The sequence below is a fragment of the Empedobacter sp. UBA7611 genome (assembly GCF_002484365.1).
GTDB classification, from domain to species: Bacteria; Bacteroidota; Bacteroidia; order Flavobacteriales; family Weeksellaceae; genus Empedobacter; species Empedobacter falsenii_B.
Window position 1 is genome coordinate 19185 of the sequence record NZ_DLJR01000023.1, and the last position, 24767, is coordinate 43951.

Genomic DNA, 24767 nt, shown 5'->3' on the forward strand with positions numbered 1-24767 from the left:
TTTTATTTATTTAATTTTTTATAAATCTCAAAAGAAAAATTTCTATAAAAATCTTCTGTTAAAAATTGATTAAGCCCATATTGTTCATAGATATTTTTATTCAAATCTAATGGCAAGCCTAATTGATGCCCATAATACAAATGAAAATCTTTTATTTTATTATTTTCAATCATATAATCAATATACTTATCAGTTTCATCGTATTTATTTGATTCTTCTTTTATTCGTATTAAATTCAAAACAGAATTTTCTTCATAAAATGTAATTTTAACTTCTGCTTTACTTTTTTTGAAATAATTTGTAGCTTCAATTTTTGAATTATATTTTTTGATTTTAGTCTGAATAGAATCATTGATAAATAATTCAAAAGAATCAACTAATTTGTCTTCATTTTTATCAATTAAACGTGAATTAATTTTAAGATTAGAAAATTCAGAATTTGCATTTGGTAAAACTGAACTCGATTTACAATTGAATGATATAGTAATTATTAATAATTGTAGAGTGGCGTATATGTATTTCATTTTAGAATATGTTATTTACATAAAATTATGAACAATGTTTTATTTTGTTATTGTAGATTGATATTTAAGGTCAAAAATTCTTGTGGAAATTCCTATTTTATTAAGTAAAATATCAGCTTCAATTTTTATTTTTTTCCACTCATCATGAGTATCTATATATTCCCAATCCCAAATTTCATTTGGAATTTTATCAACTCTCTCCTTAAACTGTAGTAAATCATTTCTGAAAGATTCATCTATTAGATTATTATAAAAAACTGTTTCAAATAAAATTGGAATAAAAGCATAATCCAATTCTTCATATAGTTCAGTTAATGGATCAAGTAATATAGGAGCCAATGCATCTAATTTATTTGTATCATAAGTGAACAATATAATCGAGTTTATTAAATTAGTGTAATAAAAATCAACATGCTTTTCATAATATTTCAATTCTTTATTAGTAAAGTTTGATCGAACAGAATTATTATCTACTTTCCTTTTTTTATTAAATAAATTAAATATTTTCATGTAGTTGGTTTTTATAAAGATAGGGTTGTTTATATAAATGTCAAGCTTAAGCTAAATTTATTTCAACTTTGCATCATGTGGGATTCTGAACAGGTTCAGAATGACAATAAATCATACAAAAAAACCTCTCAAAGAATTCTTTGAGAGGTTTGATATATTGTAAATAAGTTAAATCTTAACCTACTAATTCTTCTACTTTATCAGCAGCGTCTTTTAATGTGATAGCAGAGTGAACAGCGAAACCTGATTCATCAATCATTTTCTTAGCAATTTCTGCATTTGTTCCTTGTAAACGAACAATAATTGGCACATTAATTTCGTCACCCATATTGTTGTAAGCATCTAAGATACCTTGAGCAACACGATCACAACGTACAATACCACCAAAAATATTGATTAAGATAGCTTTTACGTTTTTATCTTTTAAGATAATACGGAAACCTTTTTCTACACGCTCAGCATCAGCAGTACCACCAACGTCTAAGAAGTTTGCAGGGTTACCACCAGATAATTTGATGATATCCATAGTTGCCATTGCTAAACCAGCTCCGTTAACCATACATCCTACGTTTCCGTCTAATTTTACGAAGTTTAATCCAGCTTCTCCAGCTTCAACTTCTGTTGGATCTTCTTCTCTTGTATCACGTAAAGCAGCGATATCTGCATGACGGAATAATGAGTTGTCATCGATAGATACTTTAGCATCTACAGCGATAATTTGATCGTCAGATGTTTTAAGAACTGGGTTAATCTCGAACATAGAAGCGTCAATCGCAACGTATGCATTATATAAAGCAGTGATAAATTTAACACCATCTTTGAAAGCGTTTCCTGATAAACCTAAGTTAAAAGCAACTTTACGCGCTTGGAAACCTTGGATTCCTACAGCTGGATCAATTTCTTCTGTAAAGATTTTGTCTGGCGTGTGCTCAGCAACTTCCTCGATATCCATTCCACCTTCAGTAGAATACATAATCATGTTTTTACCAGTTGCACGATCTAATAATACAGAAACATAGTATTCTTCAGTTTCAGATTCACCTGGATAATAAACATCCTCAGCAATTAAAACTTGATGAACTTTTTTACCTTCAGCCGAAGTCTGAGGCGTAACTAATTGCATTCCGATGATTTCGTTTGCTTTCTCTTTAACTTCGTCCAAGTTTTTAGCAAGCTTTACTCCACCACCTTTTCCACGACCACCTGCGTGTACTTGTGCTTTTACAACATGCCAACCTGTACCAGTTTGTTCTGTTAATTGTTTAGCAGCTTCTACAGCTTCTTCTGGTGTAGTAGCAACGATACCACGTTGTACTTTCACACCATATTTACTAAGAATTTCTTTTCCTTGATATTCGTGAAGATTCATTTTTTTTGATTTTTCAATTACAAAAATAAAAATATTGTTGATGTATTCTAAATTTTGCCATATTAATTTTATCAGCTTATGCTAAAAAAGTGATTAATATTGTTTATCTAGAGGTTACAAGATACGAATATTAATGATTTAAAAAGTCAAAACAATTGTTATATAATTTTTAAATCGTACCAAGTACACTAAAAACTAGTTTAATTTACATGTCTTTATTTTGAATTCAAAAAAAACTTATCACTTATGATTTAAGACTTAGTACTTAATTTATATCTTTACCTCATGATAAAAGCAGAAAATATTGTTAAGAAATTTGGTGAATTAGAAGTGCTAAAAAATGTTTCTTTATCGATTGCAGAAAAAGAAATCGTTTCTATCGTTGGTGCTTCTGGAGCAGGAAAAACAACTTTGCTTCAAATTTTAGGAACATTAGAAAAAAGTTCTGAGCCAAAGAAATATAATACTTCTATTCAGATTGCGGGACAAGATATCACGAAGTTAAACGATCGCGATTTATCTAAATTTCGTAACGAAAACATTGGATTCATTTTTCAGTTTCATCAATTGTTGCCAGAATTTAATGCAATAGAAAATATTTGTATTCCAGCTTTTATCAAAAAAACAAAAAAAGCTGATGCTGAAAAACGTGCAAAAGAGTTGATGTCCTATTTAGGACTTTCGCAACGATTAACACATAAACCGAATCAACTTTCTGGAGGAGAACAGCAACGTGTAGCAGTAGCTCGTGCGTTGATTAATCAACCTAAAGTCGTTTTTGCTGATGAACCTTCTGGTAATTTAGATTCTAAAAATGCTGAAGAATTACACGAATTATTTTTCAATCTTCGAAACGAATTTGGACAAACTTTTGTTATTGTGACGCATAATGAAGAATTAGCAAATATGACCGATCGAAAATTGGTGATGGCTGATGGTTTATTTGTTGATAGTATGTAAAATCTTTTCGATTAAAATGATTTAATAAAATAGGATACATTTGTAACTTCTAAGAATTATTGTTTTTAATGTTTAAGAATTTACTGTTTTTTGTTCTATTACTTACTACTCCTTTTTTATCTGCCCAAAATATCGATCCACAAAAATTGAATGATGAAATTTCAGTTTTAAATGATCAATTCAAATATGAAACTTCTTTATTAAGGTTAGAAGAAGTTATTACGGATAAGAAATCTACACATTATGACATCTTTAATGCTTATATACAAAGATCTTTAACCTATAAAAGGTTATATAATTATCCTGAAGTTGCGCGCAATTTAGAATTAGCAAAAGAACATTTGGATGAAGTGAACGATAATAAGCTGAAAGAAATAGGTGAAGTACGCTTGTTGGTAGAGCAATTATTTGTTGCTTTTGATAATCAGAAATGGGAAGATGTAGATAAAGTATTAAAGGAAATTTCTACAAAAGACTTGTCTTTATTAAATTCTGAAACTCAATTATTCTATTATAATGTAATTGCAACATTACAAATGCGAGAGAAAGATTTTGTTAATGCAGAAAAAACATTAAACCATGCGATAGAACTTGGCAAAATAGATAATCCGAAACATGTTGCAGCCGTTTATATAAAACTAATTGATTTAGCTGAATTTAAAAAAGATACTCAAATGGCTGAAAAAGCATTTGATAACGCTATTTTTTATTCAAAAAAATATAAAATGTTGATTTATGAAAAGTTTGTTTATTACATTATGAGTCACTTTTATGCAGAGATAAAAGATTTTGAAAAAGCATATTATTATCAGAAAATAGCTGTAGAACTTACTTATAAATATAGTACCAATACTTATAATGGTAAATTAACTATTCTTGATAAAAAATTACTTGACAAGCGAAAAAATATTGAAATTGATTACGAGAAAAAAATTCGCTATTTACTTATAACTTGCTTGATTGCTGTTTTTGCATTTCTTATAGTTGTAATAAAATTATATAATTCGAACAAAGAGAAAAATCGATTTATACAAAGAGAGAATAACAGAATGCGAATTGAGTTAGAGAATTTCATGAAAGAATCTAACGAAAAAGGAGAGCATTTACTTCATATAGAAGATTATAATTTAACAGAAAGACAATTAGAGATTATTGAACTTGTAAAACAAGGAAAAACAAATAAAGAGATTGGGGAAGAACTTTTTATTTCTGAAAATACCGTAAAATATCACTTAAAAATTATTTATAAAGCTTTAGGAATAGATAATCGCTTAGGATTGAAATTCTAATTCTCTATAACATATTATACTTCTTAGTATATTTGCTAAATGACAGAAATAAAGGATTTTTTAGACGAAAAAGTTCTTCAATATAATACATTAGACTTTATCGATTCTGATCCAGTACAGATTCCGCACAGATTTTCTGCGAAAGAAGATATCGAAATTGCTGGGTTTTTAGCTGCAACAATTGCGTGGGGAAATCGTAAAATGATTATCAATAATGCGAATAAAATGATGCAGTTAATGGGAAATTCGCCTTACGATTTTGTGATGAATTTCTCAGAGAATCATTTAGAGAATTTGGATGGATTTGTTCACAGAACATTCAATAGTGAAGATTTGAAATTTTTCATGCAATCGCTTCGTAATATTTATCAAAATCATGGCGGATTGGAACAAGTTTTTGCAAAACATCAAACTTCAGATTCGATGCAAGCATCAATTTCGAATTTCAAACAAACTTTTTTCGAGATAGAGCATCCAACTCGAACAACTAAACATATTTCAGATCCGTTGAATAATTCGGCTGCAAAGCGTATCAATATGTACTTGCGTTGGATGATTCGTGATGACAAACAAGGCGTAGATTTAGGAATTTGGAAATCCATTCCAACTTCTATTCTTTCGTGTCCTTTGGATGTGCATTCGGGAAATGTCGCACGAAAATTAAATATTCTGACTCGAAAACAAAATGATGCAAAAGCATTGAAAGAACTCGATACAAAATTACGAGAAATGGATGCAAATGATCCTGTGAAATACGATTTTGCTTTATTTGGTTTGGGTGTTTTTGAAGGGTTTTAACTGAACTGAAAATAATTTTATTTAGAAAAAATAGAATTAAATTCGCTAAAAATAAGTTTGTATGAAAGAATTGAATGGAATAAAATATATCGAACGTTTACCTGTTGTTTCGACNNCGTGCGTTGCATGATATTGTGTATGGCGGATATGCGTGGTATGATATCAATTTTGTGAACAATGAAAAATGGATGGATGAAACGCAAGCGATAGAATCTCGTAATAAATTGGTGGAATTTATTGATGCAATTGTTCAACAAGAAAATTTAGATGCAGCAAATGTAACATTGATGGGCTTTAGCCAAGGTGCAATATTGAGTTATGCGATTTCGCTAAATAATCCTGAAAAGATTAAAAACGTGGCGATTTTAAGTGGTTATCCAGAAGCTAAAATTATTGGAGATTTTGAACAATCAAAAGATTTTTTGAACTTAAACTTCTTTGTTTCTCATGGGACAGAAGATGTTGTACTGCCAATTGAATTAGGACGAATGGGTGACGAGTTTTTAAAATCGTTGAATATTAATTTCGAATACCACGAATACAGAAGTGGACACGGAATTGTTCCTCAAAATTATTATGATTTGATGGATTGGATCAAAAGATTTTAACATAGAGCTGAATTTAATTCAGCTTTTTATCATTATAAGAGATCTAAATAAATTTAACTTCTATGGCGTCGCCATGATATTCCTTGAACGAGGCGTCATAGAATTCGATATTCGTATAACGATATAATAATTCGGTAATTTCTTTTTTTAGAATTCCTTTTCCATAACCGTGAATTAAAATCAATCGAATTTGACTTTCAAACATTGCACGTTCAACCTCATTTCGAGCAACATCTAATTGCGTTTGTATAATTTGCGCATTATCCAAATCACGCCAATTATCAACCAGATTTTCGATATGCAAATCAATTTCTCGCGTTAAATACGGATGACGATGAGATTTGCGAAAAGTCTTAAACTTTGGTTTCGAAAACTCTTTGATTTCCTCATCTCGATATTCTTCATAGTCAATCTCAATATCTTTGATGATTTCGTCTTGGTGATACTCATATTCAAAACCAAACTCATCATTAAAGTAAACAAAATCACCTTTCAATTTGGTAATTGTTCCCGAAATATTATCATCTATCACTTTAACTTTTGTTCCAATTTTGAACATTTTCTACTTTTTCTGCAAAATTAAGAATTATTTTATGAGTTTTTAGATTGTTGTATTATTCAATTCAAACTCAATGTTGTATTTTTGTTTATTAAACTAACCAAATGTCAAATCAACCTAAGAAAATAAAAGTACTTTTTAGGCTTCGTTCGTTAGAAATGGGTGGAGTTCCGAGAGTAGTTTTAGATTTATTGCGCAACTTGCCGAAAGATAAATTCGAATTCACATTGATGCTTAATTTATATCAAGGTGAATTGGTCAAAGAAATTCCAGCAGATTTAAAAGTAATTGTTGTAGAAAAAGGAAAAGAACAGATGAGTTCTAATTCTTTTGTTCAAAAAATGCAGCTGATTTGGCGCCGAATGAAATTAGAAGTTTACGATAAATTTCCTTCAATTTTATACAAATTAAAAGTTCCAGAAAAATACGATATTGAAGTTTCGCCTGGTTATGCAGAATTTGATATGGTGTTAAATTCTCCTGATAAAAAATCAAGAAAAATAGGCTGGTTTCATACAGATGTTGGATATGATAAAGATCAAGAACGTGTTTTGAGTAGAATTGAAAAAATGAAACGTTTTGATTTTATGATTTTTGGCTCGAAGCAAACACGTCAAGTAATCGAGGATTTGTATCAAGTTACCTATCCAAAATCGACTGTTATTTATAATGTGATAAAAGTGGATGAGGTTTTGAAAAAAGCCGAGCTTTTTGAGTATTCTTATGAAACAGATTTACCCGTTTTTTCTTCTATGGGAAGATTACATCATCGCAAAGGTTATCATACATTGATGAGGGTGCATAAACGATTATTAGATGATGGTTTTAATCATAAAATAGCGGTAATTGGTGGAGGAAACGAAATGGAAAATTTGATCAATCAACGTAAAGAACTAAATGTTGAAGATTCTTTTTTATTGTTAGATTCTCAAACCAATCCTTATCCTTATATTAAAGCATCTGATTATTTTATTTTGCCAACACAATCTGAGTCATATCCATTGGTTATAGGCGAAGTAATGTGCATGCGAAAACCAATTATTTCGACAAATGTTGGTGGAATTGCAGAAATGATAGATAATGGAGTAGATGGAGTTTTAATTCAATATAATGAAGATGAAATGTACGAATCGATGAAATCTTTTATGACAAATTCTACCTTAGTGTCTAAAATTGTTGATGGAACTGAAAATGCGTACAATAAATTTGATGAAAAAGAGATTTATCGTCAAGTTTCTGAAGTTTTCGAACAGCAATATCAAATCAAACTTGAGAATGAACGAGGTTAAAATTACCATTGTCACGCCTTCATATAATCGTGCGCATACGTTAACGCGTGTGTATGATTCGTTAAAAAATCAAACATTCAAAGATTTTAAATGGATTATTATGGACGATGGTTCTACTGATGATACCAAAGAAATTGTTGAAAACTTTCAATCAGAAGGTTTAATTGATATTGAATATTTCTGGAATGAAAATCAACATAAATTCATTACTGTTTTTGAAGGAATTAAAAAAGTTACTTCTAAATACTTTATGATTGTCGATTCGGACGATTCTTATCCAGAGAATGCTTTACAAACATTATTTGATGAGGTAGAGAATATCAAAAGTCAAGACGAATATATTTCTGTAATGGGATTGTCGCAATATACAGATGGAAAAATAGTTGGTAATCAATATCCAAATAATGGATTTGATGGTTCTATTTTCGATATGCGTTACAAGTATAAAGTGCGTGGAGATAAGTTTGGAATTTTTATAACAAAGACTTATCAACAATTGTTGAAAAACTTTAATTATTCACCTTACAAAAGCAAAGGTTACATTCCACAATCGGTATTTTTTAATACATATGATGCGAATGGAGTAAAAACACGATTTGTTAATAAAGTTGTTCGTAACTATCATTTGGATGAAGCGGATGAAATTTCTGTTTCCAATACACGTTGGACAGGAAAAAACACATTTGGCTTGATGGAAGGTTATCGTTCTTTTCTTAATTCTTACGGGACGAAACTTTTCAAATATCCAAAAGCTTTAATTCGTAATTTGGTTGGATATCAAGTTTATTCGATAATTAATCATCGAAATTTATCAGAAATAAACAAAGGATTGAAACAGTTTAAATTGTTGTCAATATTGCTTTATCCGTTGAGCTTAATTTATATAAAGGTGAAGTAATGGAAAGAGGTAGAATAAAAGTTTTTGATAGCCTACGAGTACTTGCCATCCTAATGGTTTTTATACATCATTATTATAGTTCAAAAGTATATCCCGAATTAGGAGAATTATTTCTTTACGGAGCATTTGGAGTTCCTTTGTTTTTTATGATTTCTGGTTTTGTAATTTCCTTAACATTAGAACGCACGGATAATTTTAAAACCTATCTAAAGAATAGATTTATAAGATTATCTCCAGCCATGATAATCTGTTCCACGTTAACGTTTGTCTTTTTTGCATTTTTTTATACAGGAGAAGGTTATGAACATTCGAAAAATATTTGGAACTATTTAATAGCAAATACTTTTATTGATCCTCATGTATTTGATTTATATTCTGGGGAAATTAAATATTATTATTTGGATAATGCTTATTGGAGTCTTTGGGTTGAGGTATGTTTTTATATTATAATAGGAACATTGTATTTTATGAATAAAAGAAAATACTTATTACACTTTATAATAATTTGTATCATAATGATGCCATTACAAATGATTTTTTATTCTCATTCAGCACGTCCATATTTATTAAATTATTTTTCAGAATCTCAACTCGATTATTATAGACTTGTCGCAAGATGTTTAGCTCTTTTTAGTGAATGTATTTGGTTTATTATAGGAATGTTTTTACTTAGACTTTATCAAACAAAAGATAAAAAATTTTTATACATAATTATATTTTTATTAGGACTATCTGTTTTAAAAGAATTAAATTCTGGCATTCTTGTATTTTCTGTTTCTGTTTTTATTTTTATATTACTTTTTGTGTATAAACCAGAAAAATTAAAATTTTTAGAACAACCCTTTTTATTAAAAATTGGTGCAGCTTCTTATTGTATGTATCTAATTCATTATCACTTAGGAGTAGTTTTTGTGAAATACTTAAATGAAAATTTCAAATTAGGATATTTCTCTCCTGTTATTGTAATTATATTTGTTATCGTTTTTGGATTAGTTTGTTATAAGTTTTTTGAAAAAAAATTAATAAAACTTTACAAAAGAATATTAAAATAAAATGCTAAACTATTTAAAACTTATACGAGTTAACCAATGGGTAAAAAATCTATTTGTTTTTTTACCAATATTTTTTTCGGGAAATTTATTGAATGTCGATTTGTTTATTGAGTCGTTTTATGGCTTTTTAATCTTTTCGTTTGTGGCCAGTAGTATTTATATTATCAATGATTATGTGGATATAGCAAAAGATAAAAAACATCCAGAGAAGAAAAATAGACCATTAGCAAGTGGAAAAATTTCGAAACTAAATGCGTTAATTTTATTCTTTATACTAATCTTTATTACATCTCTATTGATTTGGTTTTTAGGAAATAAACAAGTTGCAATATTAATTGCAATTTATTTCTTTATGAATCTTGCTTATTCATTTAAACTTAAACAAATAGCTATTTTAGATGTTATCATTATTGCTACAGGATTTTTATTAAGAGTTTTTGTAGGAGGATATATGACAGGAATCTTAGTAACAGATTGGACAACTTTGTTAGTATTTGATTTGGCACTAATTTTAGCTTTAGGAAAACGTAGAGGGGAATTAATTAACGCCGATTTACAAGGAATTACAAGGAAATCTCTAGATGGTTATAATCTCAATTTTCTTAATTCAGCTTTATCCATAACTTGTACTGTCGCTGTAATTTGTTACATGATGTTTATTCTTTCTCCAGAAACTCAATCCAAATTTCACCATTATATTATTTATACCTTTGTCTTTGTTTTTGCAGCTGTTTTGCGCTATTTGCAACAGACATTTGTATTTGCTAAAACCGAATCTCCGACTAAATTGATTTTTAAAGATCATTTTCTTCAAATTTTAATTGTTATGTGGGGAATCTGTTATGTTTTATTGATTTATTTTAACAATGGAAAATAAAAAATTAATCCCAGTTGCCAATTGGGGACTGTATCCATCTATAAAAGCCAATGTTGTCTCTCCAACTACAATTCTAGAATTTCAGGAAGCAATTCTTTCAAATGAAGAAGTTATTGCGAGAGGAAATGGTCGTTGTTATGGAGATGCATCATTACAAAATACAATTATTTCAACTTCGAAATGGAATAAATTTATCGATTTTGATCGCGAACATGGCATTATAGAAGTTGAATCTGGTGTTTTATTATCAGATATTTTAGAAGTTTCAATTCCGGCAGGATATTTCATTTCAGTCACTCCTGGAACCAAATTTATTACAGTTGGCGGAGCAATTGCATCAGATGTTCATGGAAAAAATCATCACATCGATGGTTGTTTTTCTGATCATTTAATTCATTTTGATTTAATGATCGAAAATGGAGATATTTTACATTGTTCAAGAAATGAAAACACAGATTTGTTTTGGGCAACAATAGGAGGAATGGGATTGACAGGAATTATTATTTCTGCTAAATTTATGTTGAAAAAAATTGAGTCAGCATATATCCGAAATGAAGCAATTCAGGCAAAGAATTTAGATGAAATTTTCGAATTATTTGAATCTTCTGAATCTTGGACGTATAATGTTGCGTGGTTAGATTGTTTACAAAAAGGAACTTCTTTAGGAAAATCGATTATGTTGCGTGGCGAACATGCAACTTTAGACGAGTTACCTCAAAAATTCAAAAAGAATCCTTTAAAAATTAAGAAAAAATTAAACTTAAATATTCCATTTTTCTTTCCAAATTTTGCGTTGAATCCTTTATCAATCAAGATTTTCAATTGGTTGTATTTTAATAAACAAGGTAAAAAGCATTTGAAAAATTATGTGGATTACGAAACATTTTTTTATCCGTTAGATGCTGTTCATAATTGGAATCGTATTTATGGGAAAAATGGTTTTATTCAATATCAATTTGTGATTCCAAAGGAGACGGGAAAAGAAGGAATGCGAAAGATTTTGGAAACAATTGCTGCTAGTGGAAATGGTTCTTTTTTAGTAGTATTGAAATTGTTTGGTGATAATAATCCAAAAGCGTATAATTCGTTTCCAATGAAAGGATACACATTGGCTTTAGACTTTAAAGTGAATAATAAATTAGAAAAATTAATTGCAAGTTTAGATAAAATTGTAATGGATTACGGAGGACATATTTACCGAACGAAGGACGCAATGTCAAATCCTGCATTAACAGATTATTTAAACCACATCGATTCTCCAAAATTTGAGTCGATGCAAAATGAACGTATCAATAGATTTAAGCAAAAATGATAGTATTAGGATCAAATTCAGATGTTTCAGTAGCTTTTGTAGAAAAAGTTTTAAAAGAAGGAAAACGTTTTCCAATGGTTTATTTATTTACTTCCAATGTTGATAAAACGGTTAAGTTAGCCAACCATTTTTTTGCGAAATATGAGCAAACATGTGAAGTAGTACATTTTGATTTAACCAAAGAAAATGATTTATCCCAACTTCATCACATTGATTCTGAATTATTGTTTTGTGCAGCTGGATATTTAGGAAAAAATTCGGAAGAAGGTTTATACGATGATTGGAATACGAAACAAATAGTAGAAGTTAATTACTCAAAATTAATTGTCTTAATTAATCATTTTGCGCAGAAATTCGAAGCAAAAGGTTCGGGAACTATCATTGGATTGTCGTCTGTAGCTGGAGAACGTGGTCGTCAAAGCAATTTTATTTATGGATCAGCAAAAGCTGGATTTACAGCTTATTTAGCTGGTTTGAGAAATTATTTATTTCATAAAAAAGTTCATGTAATGACGGTTATTCCAGGATTTATGGATACACAAATGACAGCTGATATCGAAACACCAAAACCATTAACAGCTCAACCAGACCAAGCGGCTAATATTATTTATAAGGCTTATAAGAAAAAGAAAAATGTTGTTTATGTAACATTTTTATGGTGGGGAATAATGATGATAATTCGTAATGTTCCTGAATTTATTTTCAAAAAAATGAAAATGTAATGAATCGCAATTTATACCTTTTTGATTTTGATGGAACATTAACTTGTAAAGATACCTTATTCGATTTTTTAAAATTCTCTTTTCCTAAAGTTTACTTCTTTAATTATCTGATATTTATTCCATTATTTGTCGTTTCAAAATTAAAGATAATTGATGCTAGTTTTGTAAAAGAAATGTTTATTTCGAAATTTTTGAAAGGAAAATCTTATGTTGAAATTAATCAATTAGCTCAAAATTATTTCGAAAAAAATCATCAAGAATTAATTTATTTAAAAGCTGATGAATATATTAAATCATTAAGTAATTATAATGACAAATTTATCGTTTCAGCTTCTGTCGATTTTTGGATTCAACCTTTTGCTGATTATTATGAAATGGGACTAATTTGTACCAAAGCAAAATATGATGAACAAGGTTTTTTTACAGGGAAATTTGCTTCACCAAATTGTAATTATGAGGAAAAAAAGAATAGAATTGAGAAAGAAATTGATTTGTCTTTATATGAGCAAATCATAGCTTTTGGTGACACGAAAGGTGATGGAGCTATGTTTTCGATTGCTACAAAATCTAATTTTAGATATTTTAATTAATCATTTACCAAAAATAATCTCCTATTAATTGCATTACGAATGTTTGTAAAAGAGCAATATAAGCTATGTTTTTTAAAACGTTTACTTCCTTTACATTGATTAATAGTAAAAGTATATAAGGGTAAAGATAAAGGCAAGCTCTTGCTGTTTCTCCTGTTCCATAGGCACCTGTCAAAAACATTAGCATTAAAGAGAGGAACGCTATTATTGGCAAATAAAAATTAATTTCATTCTTTTTAAGATTAAATACTTTTGGGGTAAATAGGTAGGCGAAAAAACCAAAAGACAAGAAAAGTAATATTTCACTAATGTTCTCTAAACGTGTAAAAAGATAAACAATTGGTTGATGAAATCCTCTAAAACCATTAGGGTTTTCAAGTTTTGAAGCATTGAAAAAAGCTTCAATATGGTTGTAATCAAGTATTAATTGAAGTAATAAAATATAGAAAAGAAATAAGATTCCTACAATTATAAAGTTAATGATTGTGTATTTATTTTTTTCAATGATTAATTGATATATTGATAATATTGCTGCAACACAGGCAAAAAAAGTTCCACTAAATGATATACTATTTGCTAAAGAAAATCCAATAAATGTTAATAATATTCCTTTAATATTTATATAATTCGATCTTGATATGATTAACATTCCATATAAAAAAATTAAACTAAAAAATAGAAACACAGCATCTATTGATACAATACTATAAATGTTTACAGCAGGAATAAGTGCAAAAATTAAGAGAAGAATATTTCTTTTAGAGTTTTCTATTTTGAAAAAATCAATAATTTTTACCAAAGGAAAAAATGAACAAAGTGAAAGAATAGACATTCCGATAGCTAAACCAAGTACTGATTCGTTAAAAATTTTGTAAATAATATATTGTATCCAAACAGCAAAAGGAGGATGTGTTTTGGCATGCATTGTTAAAGTATCTTGTATCTCATTATAACTTGAAATGAATGTATAACCATTTTTAATTTTAACTACATCATGAAAGTATTGAAAATCAGTATCAAGAAAAGACCTTAAAAAAGTTTGATGGATTGAACCTTGAGCTAGGTTTCCAAATATTATTAACAAGATGTAAGCAATAAATAATTTTAAAATACTTAGATGATGATAATTTTTTAATGCGAATAGACCTGTTAATAAAAAAAATATTGAAAATAAAACACCTTGAAAAGTGATAGTAGAAAAATATACGACACTTATTGGAAAAGTAATTCTAGAACCAGTAAAAAAATGGTTTTCGTTTAAAAAATAATTCAATCCAACCATCACAATCCATCCTATAATTAATAATCCTATAATTTTGAATGGGCTTGTTTTTAGAACTGATTTAAAATTTTCTAACATAGTTTTAGGTTATTTTAAGTAATTTATTTTTAAGGTTTCACAAAATTATTAATTTTGCACAAACCTAAACTATGAAAAAGAAAATATTAATACGTATTGGCTCACTTCGTCATGGAGGTGCTGAAAAAGTATTGGTAACTTTTCTCAAAAATCTTTCACCAGAAAAATACGAAATTGATTTGTTGTTAAATCTTTATTCGGGTAAATATCTCAAAGATGTTCCGTCTTGGATTAATATCTATTATTTGAATAAAGGTGAAATGATTACGACAAATCGTCCGCAGGATATTCCGCAAAAAGCTTTTCGAGTGATTTATCAGAAGATTTTGTCAAAGTTTCCGAAGTTGCTTTATAAATTTATTTTACCAAACAAAAAATACGATATAGAGTTTGCGGCAATTCATGGAATAGCAGATGATATTTTGAATTCTCCGATTAAATCTTCTAAAAAGATAGTTTGGATTCACAATGATTTGTCGAATATTCCTGAATATACAACAGAACGATTGAAAAATTTTTTCAAATTTGATCAAATTCTAGTGATTTCAGAAAAGATTAATCAATTATTTTTAGGTTTAGCAAATTCAGATGAACAAAAACAAAAAGTGGTTCGTATTTATAATCCTATTGATGTCAATGAAATTATAAAGTCAGCTTTAGAACCTTGTGAGATTCAGAAAAAAAATGATCAACCGACATTTGTTTCAATCGGAACAGTTTTTCCACAAAAAGGATTTGATCGTCTATTGAGAGCGCATCGCAGATTGCTAGACGAAGGTTTTCAACATCAAGTTTGGATTGTTGGTGACGGTTACGATTTTCCGAATATCAAAAAATTGGTTGAAGAATTAAGAGTTGAAGAAACTGCACATTTGATTGGTTTCAAAGAAAATCCTTATCCCTATTTTGTTCAGGCAGATTATTATATTTTATCCTCTCGTTACGAAGGTTACCCAACAGTTTTGTTTGAAGCGATGGTTTTAGCAAAACCAATTATAGCAACAGATGTTTCGGGAGTTAGAGAAATGTTGAATGATGGCGAATTAGGGTATATTATCCATAATGAAGAGGAAGCAATTTATGATGGAATGAAATATTTTATTCAAAATCCTGAAATTGCCCATAAATATCAACAAATCATTGAAGGAAAAACATTACCTTTTGAGTTGGGGAATGCAGTAAATTCAATTGAAAAATATTTAAACTAAATTATGAAAACAATTATTCAGAAAGATTTTTATCGAAACTTTGGATATTGGACAAATTCTCCTTTATTGAAAGGTTTTATGAGTCCAGGTTTTCGTTTTATTTATTGTTTAAGAAAAGCTCAACAATATTCTGCTAAACATCCTTTAGGTTTAGTTTATCGTTTGTTGTTGCGTCGTTATTCGATTAAATATGGTTATCAAATTTCTGCAAGAACAGAAATTGGATCAGGGTTAAATTTAGGGCATTGGGGAACCGTTGTCGTTAATCCAAAATGTAAAATAGGGAAAAATTGTAATATTGCGCATGGTGTTACGTTAGGTCAGACAAATAGAGGGAAATCGAAAGGGTTTCCAATTTTGAAAGACGATGTTTGGGTTGGTACAAATGCCGTAATTGTTGGTGGAATTACAATTGGAAATAACGTGTTGATTGCGCCAAACAGTTATGTAACGCAAGATGTGCCAGACAATTCGATTGTGACAGGAAATCCAATGCAAATTATTTCGAACGAAAAAGCTACGGAAGGTTATATTAATAATAGAATTGAATAAATTTTTTTTTGAAAACAATACTTTTCATATTACCAGACCTTAATCAAGGTGGTGCGGAGCGAGTAATTACAACGCTTTGCAATGAATTGGATCGAACGAAATTCTGTCCAAAATTGGTGTTGTTTAAAAAAGAAGGTTATTATTTAAATCATTTGAAAGATGATGTTGAAATTATTGAATTAAACGTTTCTCGAATTCGTTATTCGATTTTCAAAATTATTCCGTTGATTAAAAAGTTAAAACCAGAAATTGTTTTTACAGGTTGGGGGGAAATTTCAGCTTTTTTATCACTAATCATTTCTTTGTTTCCTAGAACGAAGTTTATTACAAGAGAAACAAATGTAGTTTCTGAACATGTAAAACGTAAAGAAATTTTATTCTTTTATCGATTTTATAATAATTTTCATCAAATTATTGCGCAAAGTGACGATATGAAAAATGATTTGATTGAGAATTTTAGAATTTCGGAATATAAAATTATAAAAATTAATAATCCAGTTGATTTTGATTTAATTAATCGATTAAAAATAGAAAGTATTACTATCGATTTTGACACGAGCTATAAAAATATTGTGGCAATAGGAAATCTTTCACCACGAAAAGGTTTTGATCTTTTATTAAATGTGATGAATGAATTGAAAGGAGAAAATATACATTTAACGATTCTTGGAGATGGAGCTTTTAAAGATAAACTAGCTCAACAAAAAGATGAATTGAGTTTGAATAATGTAACGTTTAAAGGAAAAGTTTCAAATCCATTTGTTTACCTAAAAAATGCAGATTTGTTTGTACTTTCTTCTCGTTACGAAGGTTTTCCGAATGTTTTGCTGGAAGCTGGAGCTTGTGGAACTTATAGTTTGGCAAATAATTGTCCAGGAGGAATCAATGAAATTGTGCAAGAAGGTATTAATGCAGAAGTTTTTCCAATTTCAGATTCAAAAGGTTTTGCAGAAAAAATGAAAGAAATTTTGAATCAATCTCACGATAAAGAAAAAATAGTAAAAAGTATTTATTCACGCTTTAGCAAAGAGATTATTATTTCTAAATACGAATCAATTTTTGATAAAATATAATGTCAATTCAGCCTAAAATATCCGTCATTGTACCAGTTTATAACACCGGAAAATATCTTTCGAAATGTTTAAATTCGATATTGAATCAAACGTTGAAAGATATTGAAGTGATTGTTGTGAATGATGGTTCTAAGGATAATTCGCAAGAAATTATTGATGAATTTGTTTCTAAAGATTCGCGCATAATTTCTATTCAGAAAGAAAATGGAGGATTAAGTGATGCGAGAAATTTTGGAATTGATAAAGCGAAAGGAGAGTTTATCGCTTTTATTGATTCTGACGATTATATAGATTCATCAATGTTTGAAAAGATGTTTGATTTGGCAAAAAAACATCAATCTGAAATTGTTTTATGTGATTTGGTAAAAGTTGATGAAAAAGGAACTGAATTTCGTGATTTACCACAATCGCCTCAATTGCCAGAAAAAATAGTTTTATCAGATGATTTTACAATTTTTGGAGAAATGAGTTGCTTTGCTTGTAATAAAATCTTTAAAAAATCGTTGTTTGAAAATCATCGATTTAGAAGAGGAATTCATTTTGAGGATATAGAATTGATTCCGAAATTAGTTTTAGATTCGAGTGTTATTTCTAAAATTAATGAACCTTTTTATAAGTATTTTGAACGACAAAACTCTATAAGCAAAACACATACAGAAAAAGGTTTGGATATGTTTGTAGCTGTAAATGAGGTGGCAAATTATTTTTATCAGAGTAATTACAATACATTTGTAACTGAGTTAAAGCGTTTTCAAATCATACAAGGTTATTATTCGTATTTAGCTTATTTGGCTTATGTGAAAGATAATAATTTGAAGCGTAAAATGTTAAATGTTTTGAATGACTTTTTAAAGGCGAATAACTTAACAAAAAAAGAACTTAAAAACTATATACGTTTCGATAGAAATTATTTAAATTCATTACCATTGAAAAAACGATTTTTTTACTATATAGCCTTAATTAATCCTCAACTATTACTTAAATTCTAATCTGTAGTGAGTTTTATTTATTTATTCATATTTGCATTTCTACTTGTTGCATCTTTTTTAGAGTTTTCTAATAAAAAGGTTAGTAAACAATTATATATATTAATTGTTGTCATAATGACTCTAACTGCAGGATTAGGTTACGCTTTGAGTCCTGATTGGGTGGCTTATTTTAATACATTTAACTTATTAGCAAGTACTAGTTGGTCAGAATTTGATCGATTTGCTGAAATGGCGAGTATGGAAAAAGGTTATTTAGGATTAAACAAAATTCTAGTTGATTATGGTTTTGATTTTGGAATGCTTACATTAACTGTTGCAACTACATCCTTGATTTTAAAATCTTCGACATTTTATAAGTATGGAGGATTTCCTTTTTTAGTGCTATTTATATACGCAATGCCAAACTTTATGTTCGAAGAGCATGTGCATATTAGACAAGGTTTGGCAAATGCTATAGCCATATATTCAATTCGCTATGTAATTGATCGAAATTTAATTAAATTTTTAATTTGTATTGCAATTGGATTCCAATTTCATGAATCTATAATTGTTTTTTTACTTGCTTATTGGATTGCTCCAATGAAGTTTGATGAAAAATTTATAGGTTGGTTAGTTGTTTTTTCTATCATAGGCTTCTATACAGGATTAAATTCTATTATTGAGGTTATTATGCAATATATGCCAATTGGGCAAGATAAGTTTGAGGATTATCAAAGTCAATTATATGACCAAGGAGATGGTGTAGCAGTAGGTGATTTCGTGAAGATTATTTCAATTCTTTCAATTATTATTTATAATAAATATGCTGTAGAAGATAAATTATATTGTTATTTCCGTAATCTTTTTGTTTTTGGAGTATTACTTTACTTCTTTTTAGGTAAGGGAATTTTTGGTGTTAGATTACCAGGATTTTATTTAGTTTTCTTAGGGCTTACAGTAGGAAGATTAGTATATACTTTTAATGGAGATAAGTTTAAACGGAATTTTATTTATGTAAGTTTTGTATCTTATACTGTGTTATTGATTTTTTGGTTTCAAGTTAAACAGGGACATAAATCGAATTTTGGTAATTATAGAACAATTTTTAATAAAGAAGCTATTTACGGTTTATGGAAATGGAAATAGTATCAATTATAACACCATGCTATAATTCAGAAAAATATATAGCTGACACTTACAATTCTATCAAATCTCAAACTTATACGAACTGGGAATGGATTATTGTAGATGATTGCTCATCAGATAAATCAGGTGAAATAATTCAATCTTTTAATGATAATAGAATAAAATTAATTATTCAATCTAAAAACCAAGGAGCTGCCTATTCTAGAAATTTAGCATTAAATAAAGCACAAGGCAGATTTATAACATTTCTCGATAGTGACGATTTGTGGTTACCAAATTTTTTAGAAACTACAATTAATTATTTAATAGAGAATAATGAAGAGTTAGTTTATTCAAGTTATAAGCGTGTTGATGAAAATTTAAAGCCATTGTTAGCAGATTTTATTGCTGTAGATAAAGTAGATCGAAATCGAATTTTATACAATTGTCCTATTCCGATGTTAACATCTGTATATGATTCAAAACGAATTGGAAAAATACCAGTTCCAGATGTAGAACTTCGAGAAGATCATGCAATGTGGATAGATTTGTTAGGTAGAATAAAATATGCAAGAGCAATCAATGAATCTTTAGCTATTTACAGAATTCGAAATAACTCTGTTTCTCGAAATAAATTACGAATTGCTAAAAAACAATATGATGTCTATAGATATTATTTAAAAATGAATATTTTCAAATCATCATATTATACATTTTTTTGGGCTATGAATGGATTAAAAAAATATGGAAAATTTTAAATTATTAGAATATTTATATACGCTAAACATTTCTCCTTTATATATTAACATAATGGGAGCCTATTTTTTTGCATTAATCATTACATTGATCTCAATTCCGAAAATTATACGTATCTCCTACAAAAAACAATTGATGGATGTACCAGGAGAAAGAAGTTCTCATGTTAATAAAGTGCCAACCTTGGGAGGAGTGGCTTTATTTTTTGGAATAGTAGTTTCAACATCGATATTTGCTACAGAATTAGGTGTTAACTATTCTTTCTTTTTATCCGCAATTACAATATTATTTTTTATTGGATTAATGGATGATTTATTAGTTGTAGCTCCAGATAAAAAATTATATGGTCAGATAATAAGTACCATTTTAATTATTTTTGGTTCTGGTATAATGATTAAGTCATTTTCAGGATTATTTGGTATCTACGAGATTCCTTATTTTGTTGGAGTTATATTAACCATTTTTGTATTTATAGTACTAATAAATGCATTCAATTTAATTGACGGAATTGATGGTTTAGCTTCAGGAATTGGTATAGTGATTAGTTTGTGTTTTGTTTATATATTCTACAGAATATTTGATTACGGAATAGGAATATTAGCTGTTAGTACATTAGCTGTTTTACTAGGTTTTGGAAGGTATAATTTGTCCAAAAAGTTTAAAATATTCATGGGAGATACTGGTTCAATGGTTATAGGATTTATTTTAACTTTTATGGCAATTCGCTTTTTATACATTAGTGAAACCTCTAGTTTAGGTTTAAAAACAGGACCTGTTTTATTACTTTTTATTTTTGTTATTCCAATCGTAGACACTTTATCGGTTTTTACAATCCGAATTCTTAGAAAAAGAAGTCCTTTTTCGGCAGACAAAAACCATCTTCATCACCAGTTTTTAAAATTAGGGTTAACTCATATTCAAACTTCAATAATATTAGTACTTATTAACATTTTTTTTATATTCATTGGGTATTATTTTAGAAATATTGAAATTAATAAACTATTTTTGATTTTTATTGTTTTATCAATTAGTTTTGTTGTCTCTCTACGATATGCTGTAGTATTAAAAAAGAATAAAAAAATATCATTATAAAAATGCTTAACTTAAAATCAACTTTAACCAAAACTTTCATTTTGTTGATAATCATGAATTTGTTTTCATGTATATCTTTAAAAGATGTTCAACTAATTCAACCAGATCCTAATTTAAAATTAGATGCAAATGGTAAGATTTCTTTTGAAAAACCTGAATATCATATTCAAAAAAATGATCAAATTTTAATTAATATTTCTTCTGCTGCAGGAGCTTCTATGGGAATTCTTAGTGATTTTATTACTTCAGGTAATAATACTCAAGGAGGAAATGGAGTGTATGTAAGACAAGACGGAGCAATTGAGTTACCTCGTATTGGAAAAATAAAATTAGAAGGTCTTACTATTGAACAAGCTCGTAAGAAAATCCAAGAAGAATTCTATAAAATCTACGACGAAAAGGGAACTTTTATCGATGTTAATTTAGCGGGAATAGAATATACTATTGTAGGAGAAGCAAGTCAAGGTGTATTTAGAGCACCTAAAAAAAATGTGACGTTGTTAGATGCTTTTGCCCAATCTGGAACGAATAATATCTATGCTGATTTGAAAAATGTTCGAATTATTAGAACAGATTTAGATGGAACAAAGCAGGTTTATGTCGATTTAACAAAAGAATCTATTATGAATTCTGAGTATTATTGGATTCAGAATAATGATATTATTGTTGTTAATCCTCGTAAAGAAAAAGTATGGGGTGTAGGACTAAATCCTCTTACTGTTGTTACTACTATAATGGGAGCAATTGCAACAATTTTAGGAGTTTATTTATTCTTTGATAAAATATAATAATGGCAGATACAACAATTAATCAAAAAGTTAAGAAAAAACAATCTGACTTTATTGATGTAGAAAGGCTTATCCCAAGATTATTGAATGCTTGGCCATTATATATAATTTCGATGCTAATCGCGTTGGCGGTAGCATATTATCTTAATAATTGGAGGCTGAACAAAATTTATACAGCAAATACAACATTTAAAATTAAAGATAATAGTTCTGCCAATAATTCATTAGCCTCTAACTCTATTAATTTTATTTGGGGAGGAAATGCAAATAAAATTGATGGGTTATCGTATACATTAACTTCTCGTATTCATAATGAGAAAGTTGTAAAAAGAGCAGAATCTTATATTTTCTATACAGAAGAAGGACGTTTAAAAAAATCTAATATATATAAATTAGATGCTCCTTTTCATGTTCATATTGATACATTACATCAACAAGTTGCATATGTTGATGTAAAAGTAAAACCTAAAGATCATAACTCTTTTTATTTTGAAGTCGAGAACAAAAATGGTTCTTTATATCAATTTACTAAAGATAGTATTATAAAGTCTGACGAGTTGAATTTACCTAAAATTGGTTATTATAATCAATGGATGGTAGGTAAAAATTATAAAATCATGTTGACTCGTTCAAATGTACCATTTTCTGAGAGCTCAATATCATTTAAATTAGTCACAATCAAAGATGCAACAGGAAGAGCTGTACAGAATTTTAATGTCACAAATCCATCTAAAATTTCAAGTATAATAGCTGTTTCAAAAAATGCTGAAAGTTTGAATGAAGCAGTTGATATTTTAAACAATTCAATTCAAGTTTTAATAGAAAATGAATTAGCAGAAAGAAATTTATCAGCCTACCAAACACGTAAATATTTACAAGAACGAATTGCAGCTATAAAGCTTAAGCTAGATAGCGCAACAAACAATTTACAAGAGTTACAGAAGAAAACTGGAGTTTATAATTTCGATACAAAAAAAGGTGAGCTTTTAGGGAAACTTACTGAATTAGATAAAGAACGCGTAACTGTAGAAGAGAAAATCAATGCATTACATCGTTTAATGCCTAAAAAATCGAGTAGTGTTGATAATTTAATCGCTCTTAATATTGCCGGTCTTGATGTGTCTTATTATATGACGAATGTAGATCAATTAGAAGGTCTTGAGAATCAGCGCGAGCAAATGTTAAAAGTTTATAAAGAGAACACTGATGAGATTAGAGAAATTGATCGTCGATTAGCTAAAACAAGAAATAATATTTCGAATGTAGTTAATGCACATTTACAAAAGTTGAATACAGATCTATCCATGATTAACGCGAAATTGGCGGAATCTGAATTCAAAGCGAAAGATTTACCTTATGAAGAAATTGAATTCGTGGAAGCAAATCGCGGATTTGAATTAAACAGTACATTATATTCAACTTTAATTAATCAATTAAATACAACTGATTTATCTTTAGCATCTATCGTATCTGATATCACGATTATTGATCCAGCTAAAAATCAAGGTCAAGGTTCCATTTATCCAAATCCAAAACGTAATTATTTAATAGCTTTGGGAATTGGTTTATTGATTCCTTTGATTTATGTGGTGATTAAAGAATTATTAGATTTCAAAGTTCGTGTACTAAAAGATATTACAAGTCGTACAAATATTCCGATTATTGGTTTAGTTGGTCCTTTAGGAGATAATTCGCCATTGGTTGTAATTAACAATCCAAAATCAGGAATTTCTGAATCGTTTAGATCAATTCGTTCTAATCTGAAATATTTATACAAGAATCCAGGACTTGATGAGCATAACAAAACGATTTTGGTAACATCATTTATTGGAGGTGAAGGTAAAACTTTCAATGCGATGAATATTGCGAGTTCAATCGGTTCTATGGATAAGAAAACGGTTCTGATTGGATTAGATTTACGTAAACCAAAAATATTTGATGATTTTAATATTAATAATAAATTAGGCGTAACGGATTATGTTGCTGGAGATTTAGACTTAAATCAAATTACGCAACGTACAATTTTACCAAATTTAGATATTATTACCGCAGGTCCAATTCCTCCAAATCCTTCAGAGTTGATTTTGAGTAAACGAATGGATCAATTATTTGCTGAATTGAAAGAGAAATACGAATTTGTAATTATAGATTCACCACCGATAGGATTAGTAACAGATTCGTACGATTTGATGCGTTATGCAGATTGTACACTATATGTAACACGTTACAATTACTCGGAGAAAAACTTTATCAATGCAATTTCTAATAAATACGATGAAGGTGAAGTTTCGAATGTCGGAATTGTATTCAACGATTTCCAAATTAAAACTGGCTACGGTTACGGATATGGTTACGGATATGGTTACGGCTACGGTTACGGTTATGGATACGGTTACGGCTATTTTGCTGGAGATGAGAATTTTGATAATTCATCATTCGGAAAAATAAAACGTTTAGCTTCTCGAATTAAAGGTAAATTCTTTTAATT

The 24767-nt window shown here is 28.7% G+C and carries 25 protein-coding genes; 20 read left to right on the forward strand and 5 right to left on the reverse strand.

Features of this window, described 5'->3' with window-relative positions; translation table 11 throughout:
- Positions 1–2: 2 nt before the first annotated feature.
- From B3R94_RS03165 to sucC, 3 genes are all read right to left on the reverse strand, one after another.
- A complete protein-coding gene (locus B3R94_RS03165; protein ID WP_286474944.1) occupies positions 3–524 on the reverse strand; it encodes a hypothetical protein in 522 nt (173 codons plus the stop codon).
- Between the two features lie 39 nt (positions 525–563).
- Positions 564–1034: a hypothetical protein gene (locus B3R94_RS03170; protein WP_291098609.1), complete on the reverse strand. Its 471-nt coding sequence runs from the start codon at positions 1032–1034 to the stop codon at positions 564–566.
- A gap of 175 nt (positions 1035–1209) precedes the next feature.
- Positions 1210–2403 (reverse strand): ADP-forming succinate--CoA ligase subunit beta, encoded by a 1194-nt coding sequence (gene sucC / locus B3R94_RS03175; RefSeq protein WP_180905863.1) that lies wholly within the window; start codon positions 2401–2403, stop codon positions 1210–1212.
- Between the two features lie 285 nt (positions 2404–2688).
- Between sucC and B3R94_RS03180 the strand changes: the two genes are divergently transcribed.
- The 4 genes from B3R94_RS03180 to B3R94_RS03195 all read left to right on the forward strand — a co-directional run bounded on the left by B3R94_RS03180 (position 2689) and on the right by B3R94_RS03195 (position 6058).
- Positions 2689–3363, forward strand: coding sequence for an ABC transporter ATP-binding protein (locus B3R94_RS03180; protein ID WP_114998944.1), 675 nt, complete (start codon positions 2689–2691; stop codon positions 3361–3363).
- Between the two features lie 68 nt (positions 3364–3431).
- Positions 3432–4652, forward strand: a complete 1221-nt coding sequence (locus B3R94_RS03185; protein WP_291098611.1) for a LuxR C-terminal-related transcriptional regulator — start codon at positions 3432–3434, stop codon at positions 4650–4652.
- 39 nt (positions 4653–4691) lie between these two features.
- Positions 4692–5450 carry a TIGR02757 family protein gene (locus B3R94_RS03190; RefSeq protein ID WP_286486431.1) on the forward strand — a complete coding sequence of 253 codons (759 nt, stop codon included), beginning with the start codon at positions 4692–4694 and terminating at the stop codon, positions 5448–5450.
- 188 nt (positions 5451–5638) lie between these two features.
- Positions 5639–6058: an alpha/beta hydrolase gene (locus B3R94_RS03195; RefSeq protein ID WP_422653381.1), complete on the forward strand. Its 420-nt coding sequence runs from the start codon at positions 5639–5641 to the stop codon at positions 6056–6058.
- A 43-nt stretch (positions 6059–6101) separates the two neighbouring features.
- Here the strand turns inward: B3R94_RS03195 and B3R94_RS03200 are convergent, their stop codons facing one another.
- Complete coding sequence (locus B3R94_RS03200) at positions 6102–6617, reverse strand: hypothetical protein (protein WP_219035330.1); 516 nt, start codon at positions 6615–6617, stop codon at positions 6102–6104.
- Between the two features lie 104 nt (positions 6618–6721).
- Here B3R94_RS03200 and B3R94_RS03205 point away from each other — a divergent pair, with 104 nt between their 5' ends.
- From B3R94_RS03205 to B3R94_RS03235, 7 genes are read left to right on the forward strand one after another with little or no spacing between them, the layout of a single operon-like run.
- Positions 6722–7906: a glycosyltransferase gene (locus tag B3R94_RS03205; RefSeq protein WP_291098619.1), complete on the forward strand. Its 1185-nt coding sequence runs from the start codon at positions 6722–6724 to the stop codon at positions 7904–7906.
- A complete protein-coding gene (locus B3R94_RS03210) occupies positions 7893–8804 on the forward strand; it encodes a glycosyltransferase family A protein (protein WP_291098622.1) in 912 nt (303 codons plus the stop codon). The genes B3R94_RS03205 and B3R94_RS03210 overlap by 14 nt, the downstream gene beginning before the upstream one ends.
- Complete coding sequence (locus B3R94_RS03215) at positions 8804–9856, forward strand: acyltransferase family protein (RefSeq protein WP_291098625.1); 1053 nt, start codon at positions 8804–8806, stop codon at positions 9854–9856. Before B3R94_RS03210 ends, B3R94_RS03215 begins: the two co-directional genes overlap by 1 nt.
- Position 9857: 1 nt before the next feature.
- Entirely contained in the window at positions 9858–10733 is an 876-nt protein-coding gene (locus B3R94_RS03220; RefSeq protein ID WP_291098627.1) for a UbiA prenyltransferase family protein, read from the forward strand.
- Positions 10723–12045, forward strand: a complete 1323-nt coding sequence (locus B3R94_RS03225; RefSeq protein WP_291098631.1) for an FAD-binding oxidoreductase — start codon at positions 10723–10725, stop codon at positions 12043–12045. The genes B3R94_RS03220 and B3R94_RS03225 overlap by 11 nt, the downstream gene beginning before the upstream one ends.
- Positions 12042–12767: an SDR family NAD(P)-dependent oxidoreductase gene (locus B3R94_RS03230; protein ID WP_291098634.1), complete on the forward strand. Its 726-nt coding sequence runs from the start codon at positions 12042–12044 to the stop codon at positions 12765–12767. Before B3R94_RS03225 ends, B3R94_RS03230 begins: the two co-directional genes overlap by 4 nt.
- Positions 12767–13357: an HAD-IB family phosphatase gene (locus tag B3R94_RS03235; protein WP_291098637.1), complete on the forward strand. Its 591-nt coding sequence runs from the start codon at positions 12767–12769 to the stop codon at positions 13355–13357. The genes B3R94_RS03230 and B3R94_RS03235 overlap by 1 nt, the downstream gene beginning before the upstream one ends.
- 4 nt (positions 13358–13361) lie before the next feature.
- On the opposite strand, the gene B3R94_RS03240 is transcribed toward B3R94_RS03235, so the two are convergent.
- Positions 13362–14717 (reverse strand): hypothetical protein, encoded by a 1356-nt coding sequence (locus B3R94_RS03240; protein WP_291098640.1) that lies wholly within the window; start codon positions 14715–14717, stop codon positions 13362–13364.
- A gap of 71 nt (positions 14718–14788) precedes the next feature.
- Between B3R94_RS03240 and B3R94_RS03245 the strand changes: the two genes are divergently transcribed.
- From B3R94_RS03245 to B3R94_RS03285, 9 genes are all read left to right on the forward strand, one after another.
- Entirely contained in the window at positions 14789–15925 is a 1137-nt protein-coding gene (locus B3R94_RS03245; RefSeq protein ID WP_291098642.1) for a glycosyltransferase, read from the forward strand.
- Positions 15926–15928: 3 nt separating this feature from the next.
- Positions 15929–16477: a serine O-acetyltransferase gene (locus B3R94_RS03250; RefSeq protein WP_286474923.1), complete on the forward strand. Its 549-nt coding sequence runs from the start codon at positions 15929–15931 to the stop codon at positions 16475–16477.
- An 8-nt stretch (positions 16478–16485) separates the two neighbouring features.
- Entirely contained in the window at positions 16486–17550 is a 1065-nt protein-coding gene (locus B3R94_RS03255) for a glycosyltransferase (RefSeq protein WP_038335334.1), read from the forward strand.
- The gene (locus B3R94_RS03260) at positions 17550–18539 is read left to right on the forward strand and encodes a glycosyltransferase family 2 protein (protein ID WP_291098648.1); all 990 of its coding nucleotides are present in this window, start codon (positions 17550–17552) and stop codon (positions 18537–18539) included. Before B3R94_RS03255 ends, B3R94_RS03260 begins: the two co-directional genes overlap by 1 nt.
- Positions 18540–18545: 6 nt before the next feature.
- Positions 18546–19664, forward strand: coding sequence for an EpsG family protein (locus B3R94_RS03265; protein ID WP_291098651.1), 1119 nt, complete (start codon positions 18546–18548; stop codon positions 19662–19664).
- Positions 19655–20401, forward strand: coding sequence for a glycosyltransferase family 2 protein (locus tag B3R94_RS03270; RefSeq protein ID WP_291098654.1), 747 nt, complete (start codon positions 19655–19657; stop codon positions 20399–20401). The genes B3R94_RS03265 and B3R94_RS03270 overlap by 10 nt, the downstream gene beginning before the upstream one ends.
- A gap of 133 nt (positions 20402–20534) precedes the next feature.
- Complete coding sequence (locus tag B3R94_RS03275) at positions 20535–21491, forward strand: MraY family glycosyltransferase (RefSeq protein ID WP_291098657.1); 957 nt, start codon at positions 20535–20537, stop codon at positions 21489–21491.
- Between the two features lie 2 nt (positions 21492–21493).
- Positions 21494–22279: a polysaccharide biosynthesis/export family protein gene (locus B3R94_RS03280; protein WP_280045535.1), complete on the forward strand. Its 786-nt coding sequence runs from the start codon at positions 21494–21496 to the stop codon at positions 22277–22279.
- A 2-nt stretch (positions 22280–22281) separates the two neighbouring features.
- Positions 22282–24765 (forward strand): polysaccharide biosynthesis tyrosine autokinase, encoded by a 2484-nt coding sequence (locus tag B3R94_RS03285; RefSeq protein WP_291098663.1) that lies wholly within the window; start codon positions 22282–22284, stop codon positions 24763–24765.
- The last annotated feature ends 2 nt before the right edge of the window (positions 24766–24767 follow it).

What these genes read in the sequence shown, in the direction of transcription:
- B3R94_RS03165 (WP_286474944.1), bottom strand. Translation starts at nt 524, where the DNA reads ATGAAATACATATACGCCACTCTACAATTATTAATAATTACTATATCA.
- B3R94_RS03170 (WP_291098609.1), bottom strand. Translation starts at nt 1,034, where the DNA reads ATGAAAATATTTAATTTATTTAATAAAAAAAGGAAAGTAGATAATAAT.
- sucC (WP_180905863.1), bottom strand. Translation starts at nt 2,403, where the DNA reads ATGAATCTTCACGAATATCAAGGAAAAGAAATTCTTAGTAAATATGGT.
- B3R94_RS03180 (WP_114998944.1), top strand. Translation starts at nt 2,689, where the DNA reads ATGATAAAAGCAGAAAATATTGTTAAGAAATTTGGTGAATTAGAAGTG.
- B3R94_RS03185 (WP_291098611.1), top strand. Translation starts at nt 3,432, where the DNA reads ATGTTTAAGAATTTACTGTTTTTTGTTCTATTACTTACTACTCCTTTT.
- B3R94_RS03190 (WP_286486431.1), top strand. Translation starts at nt 4,692, where the DNA reads ATGACAGAAATAAAGGATTTTTTAGACGAAAAAGTTCTTCAATATAAT.
- B3R94_RS03195 (WP_422653381.1), top strand. Translation starts at nt 5,639, where the DNA reads ATGGATGAAACGCAAGCGATAGAATCTCGTAATAAATTGGTGGAATTT.
- B3R94_RS03200 (WP_219035330.1), bottom strand. Translation starts at nt 6,617, where the DNA reads ATGTTCAAAATTGGAACAAAAGTTAAAGTGATAGATGATAATATTTCG.
- B3R94_RS03205 (WP_291098619.1), top strand. Translation starts at nt 6,722, where the DNA reads ATGTCAAATCAACCTAAGAAAATAAAAGTACTTTTTAGGCTTCGTTCG.
- B3R94_RS03210 (WP_291098622.1), top strand. Translation starts at nt 7,893, where the DNA reads ATGAACGAGGTTAAAATTACCATTGTCACGCCTTCATATAATCGTGCG.
- B3R94_RS03215 (WP_291098625.1), top strand. Translation starts at nt 8,804, where the DNA reads ATGGAAAGAGGTAGAATAAAAGTTTTTGATAGCCTACGAGTACTTGCC.
- B3R94_RS03220 (WP_291098627.1), top strand. Translation starts at nt 9,858, where the DNA reads ATGCTAAACTATTTAAAACTTATACGAGTTAACCAATGGGTAAAAAAT.
- B3R94_RS03225 (WP_291098631.1), top strand. Translation starts at nt 10,723, where the DNA reads ATGGAAAATAAAAAATTAATCCCAGTTGCCAATTGGGGACTGTATCCA.
- B3R94_RS03230 (WP_291098634.1), top strand. Translation starts at nt 12,042, where the DNA reads ATGATAGTATTAGGATCAAATTCAGATGTTTCAGTAGCTTTTGTAGAA.
- B3R94_RS03235 (WP_291098637.1), top strand. Translation starts at nt 12,767, where the DNA reads ATGAATCGCAATTTATACCTTTTTGATTTTGATGGAACATTAACTTGT.
- B3R94_RS03240 (WP_291098640.1), bottom strand. Translation starts at nt 14,717, where the DNA reads ATGTTAGAAAATTTTAAATCAGTTCTAAAAACAAGCCCATTCAAAATT.
- B3R94_RS03245 (WP_291098642.1), top strand. Translation starts at nt 14,789, where the DNA reads ATGAAAAAGAAAATATTAATACGTATTGGCTCACTTCGTCATGGAGGT.
- B3R94_RS03250 (WP_286474923.1), top strand. Translation starts at nt 15,929, where the DNA reads ATGAAAACAATTATTCAGAAAGATTTTTATCGAAACTTTGGATATTGG.
- B3R94_RS03260 (WP_291098648.1), top strand. Translation starts at nt 17,550, where the DNA reads ATGTCAATTCAGCCTAAAATATCCGTCATTGTACCAGTTTATAACACC.
- B3R94_RS03270 (WP_291098654.1), top strand. Translation starts at nt 19,655, where the DNA reads ATGGAAATAGTATCAATTATAACACCATGCTATAATTCAGAAAAATAT.
- B3R94_RS03275 (WP_291098657.1), top strand. Translation starts at nt 20,535, where the DNA reads ATGGATGTACCAGGAGAAAGAAGTTCTCATGTTAATAAAGTGCCAACC.
- B3R94_RS03280 (WP_280045535.1), top strand. Translation starts at nt 21,494, where the DNA reads ATGCTTAACTTAAAATCAACTTTAACCAAAACTTTCATTTTGTTGATA.
- B3R94_RS03285 (WP_291098663.1), top strand. Translation starts at nt 22,282, where the DNA reads ATGGCAGATACAACAATTAATCAAAAAGTTAAGAAAAAACAATCTGAC.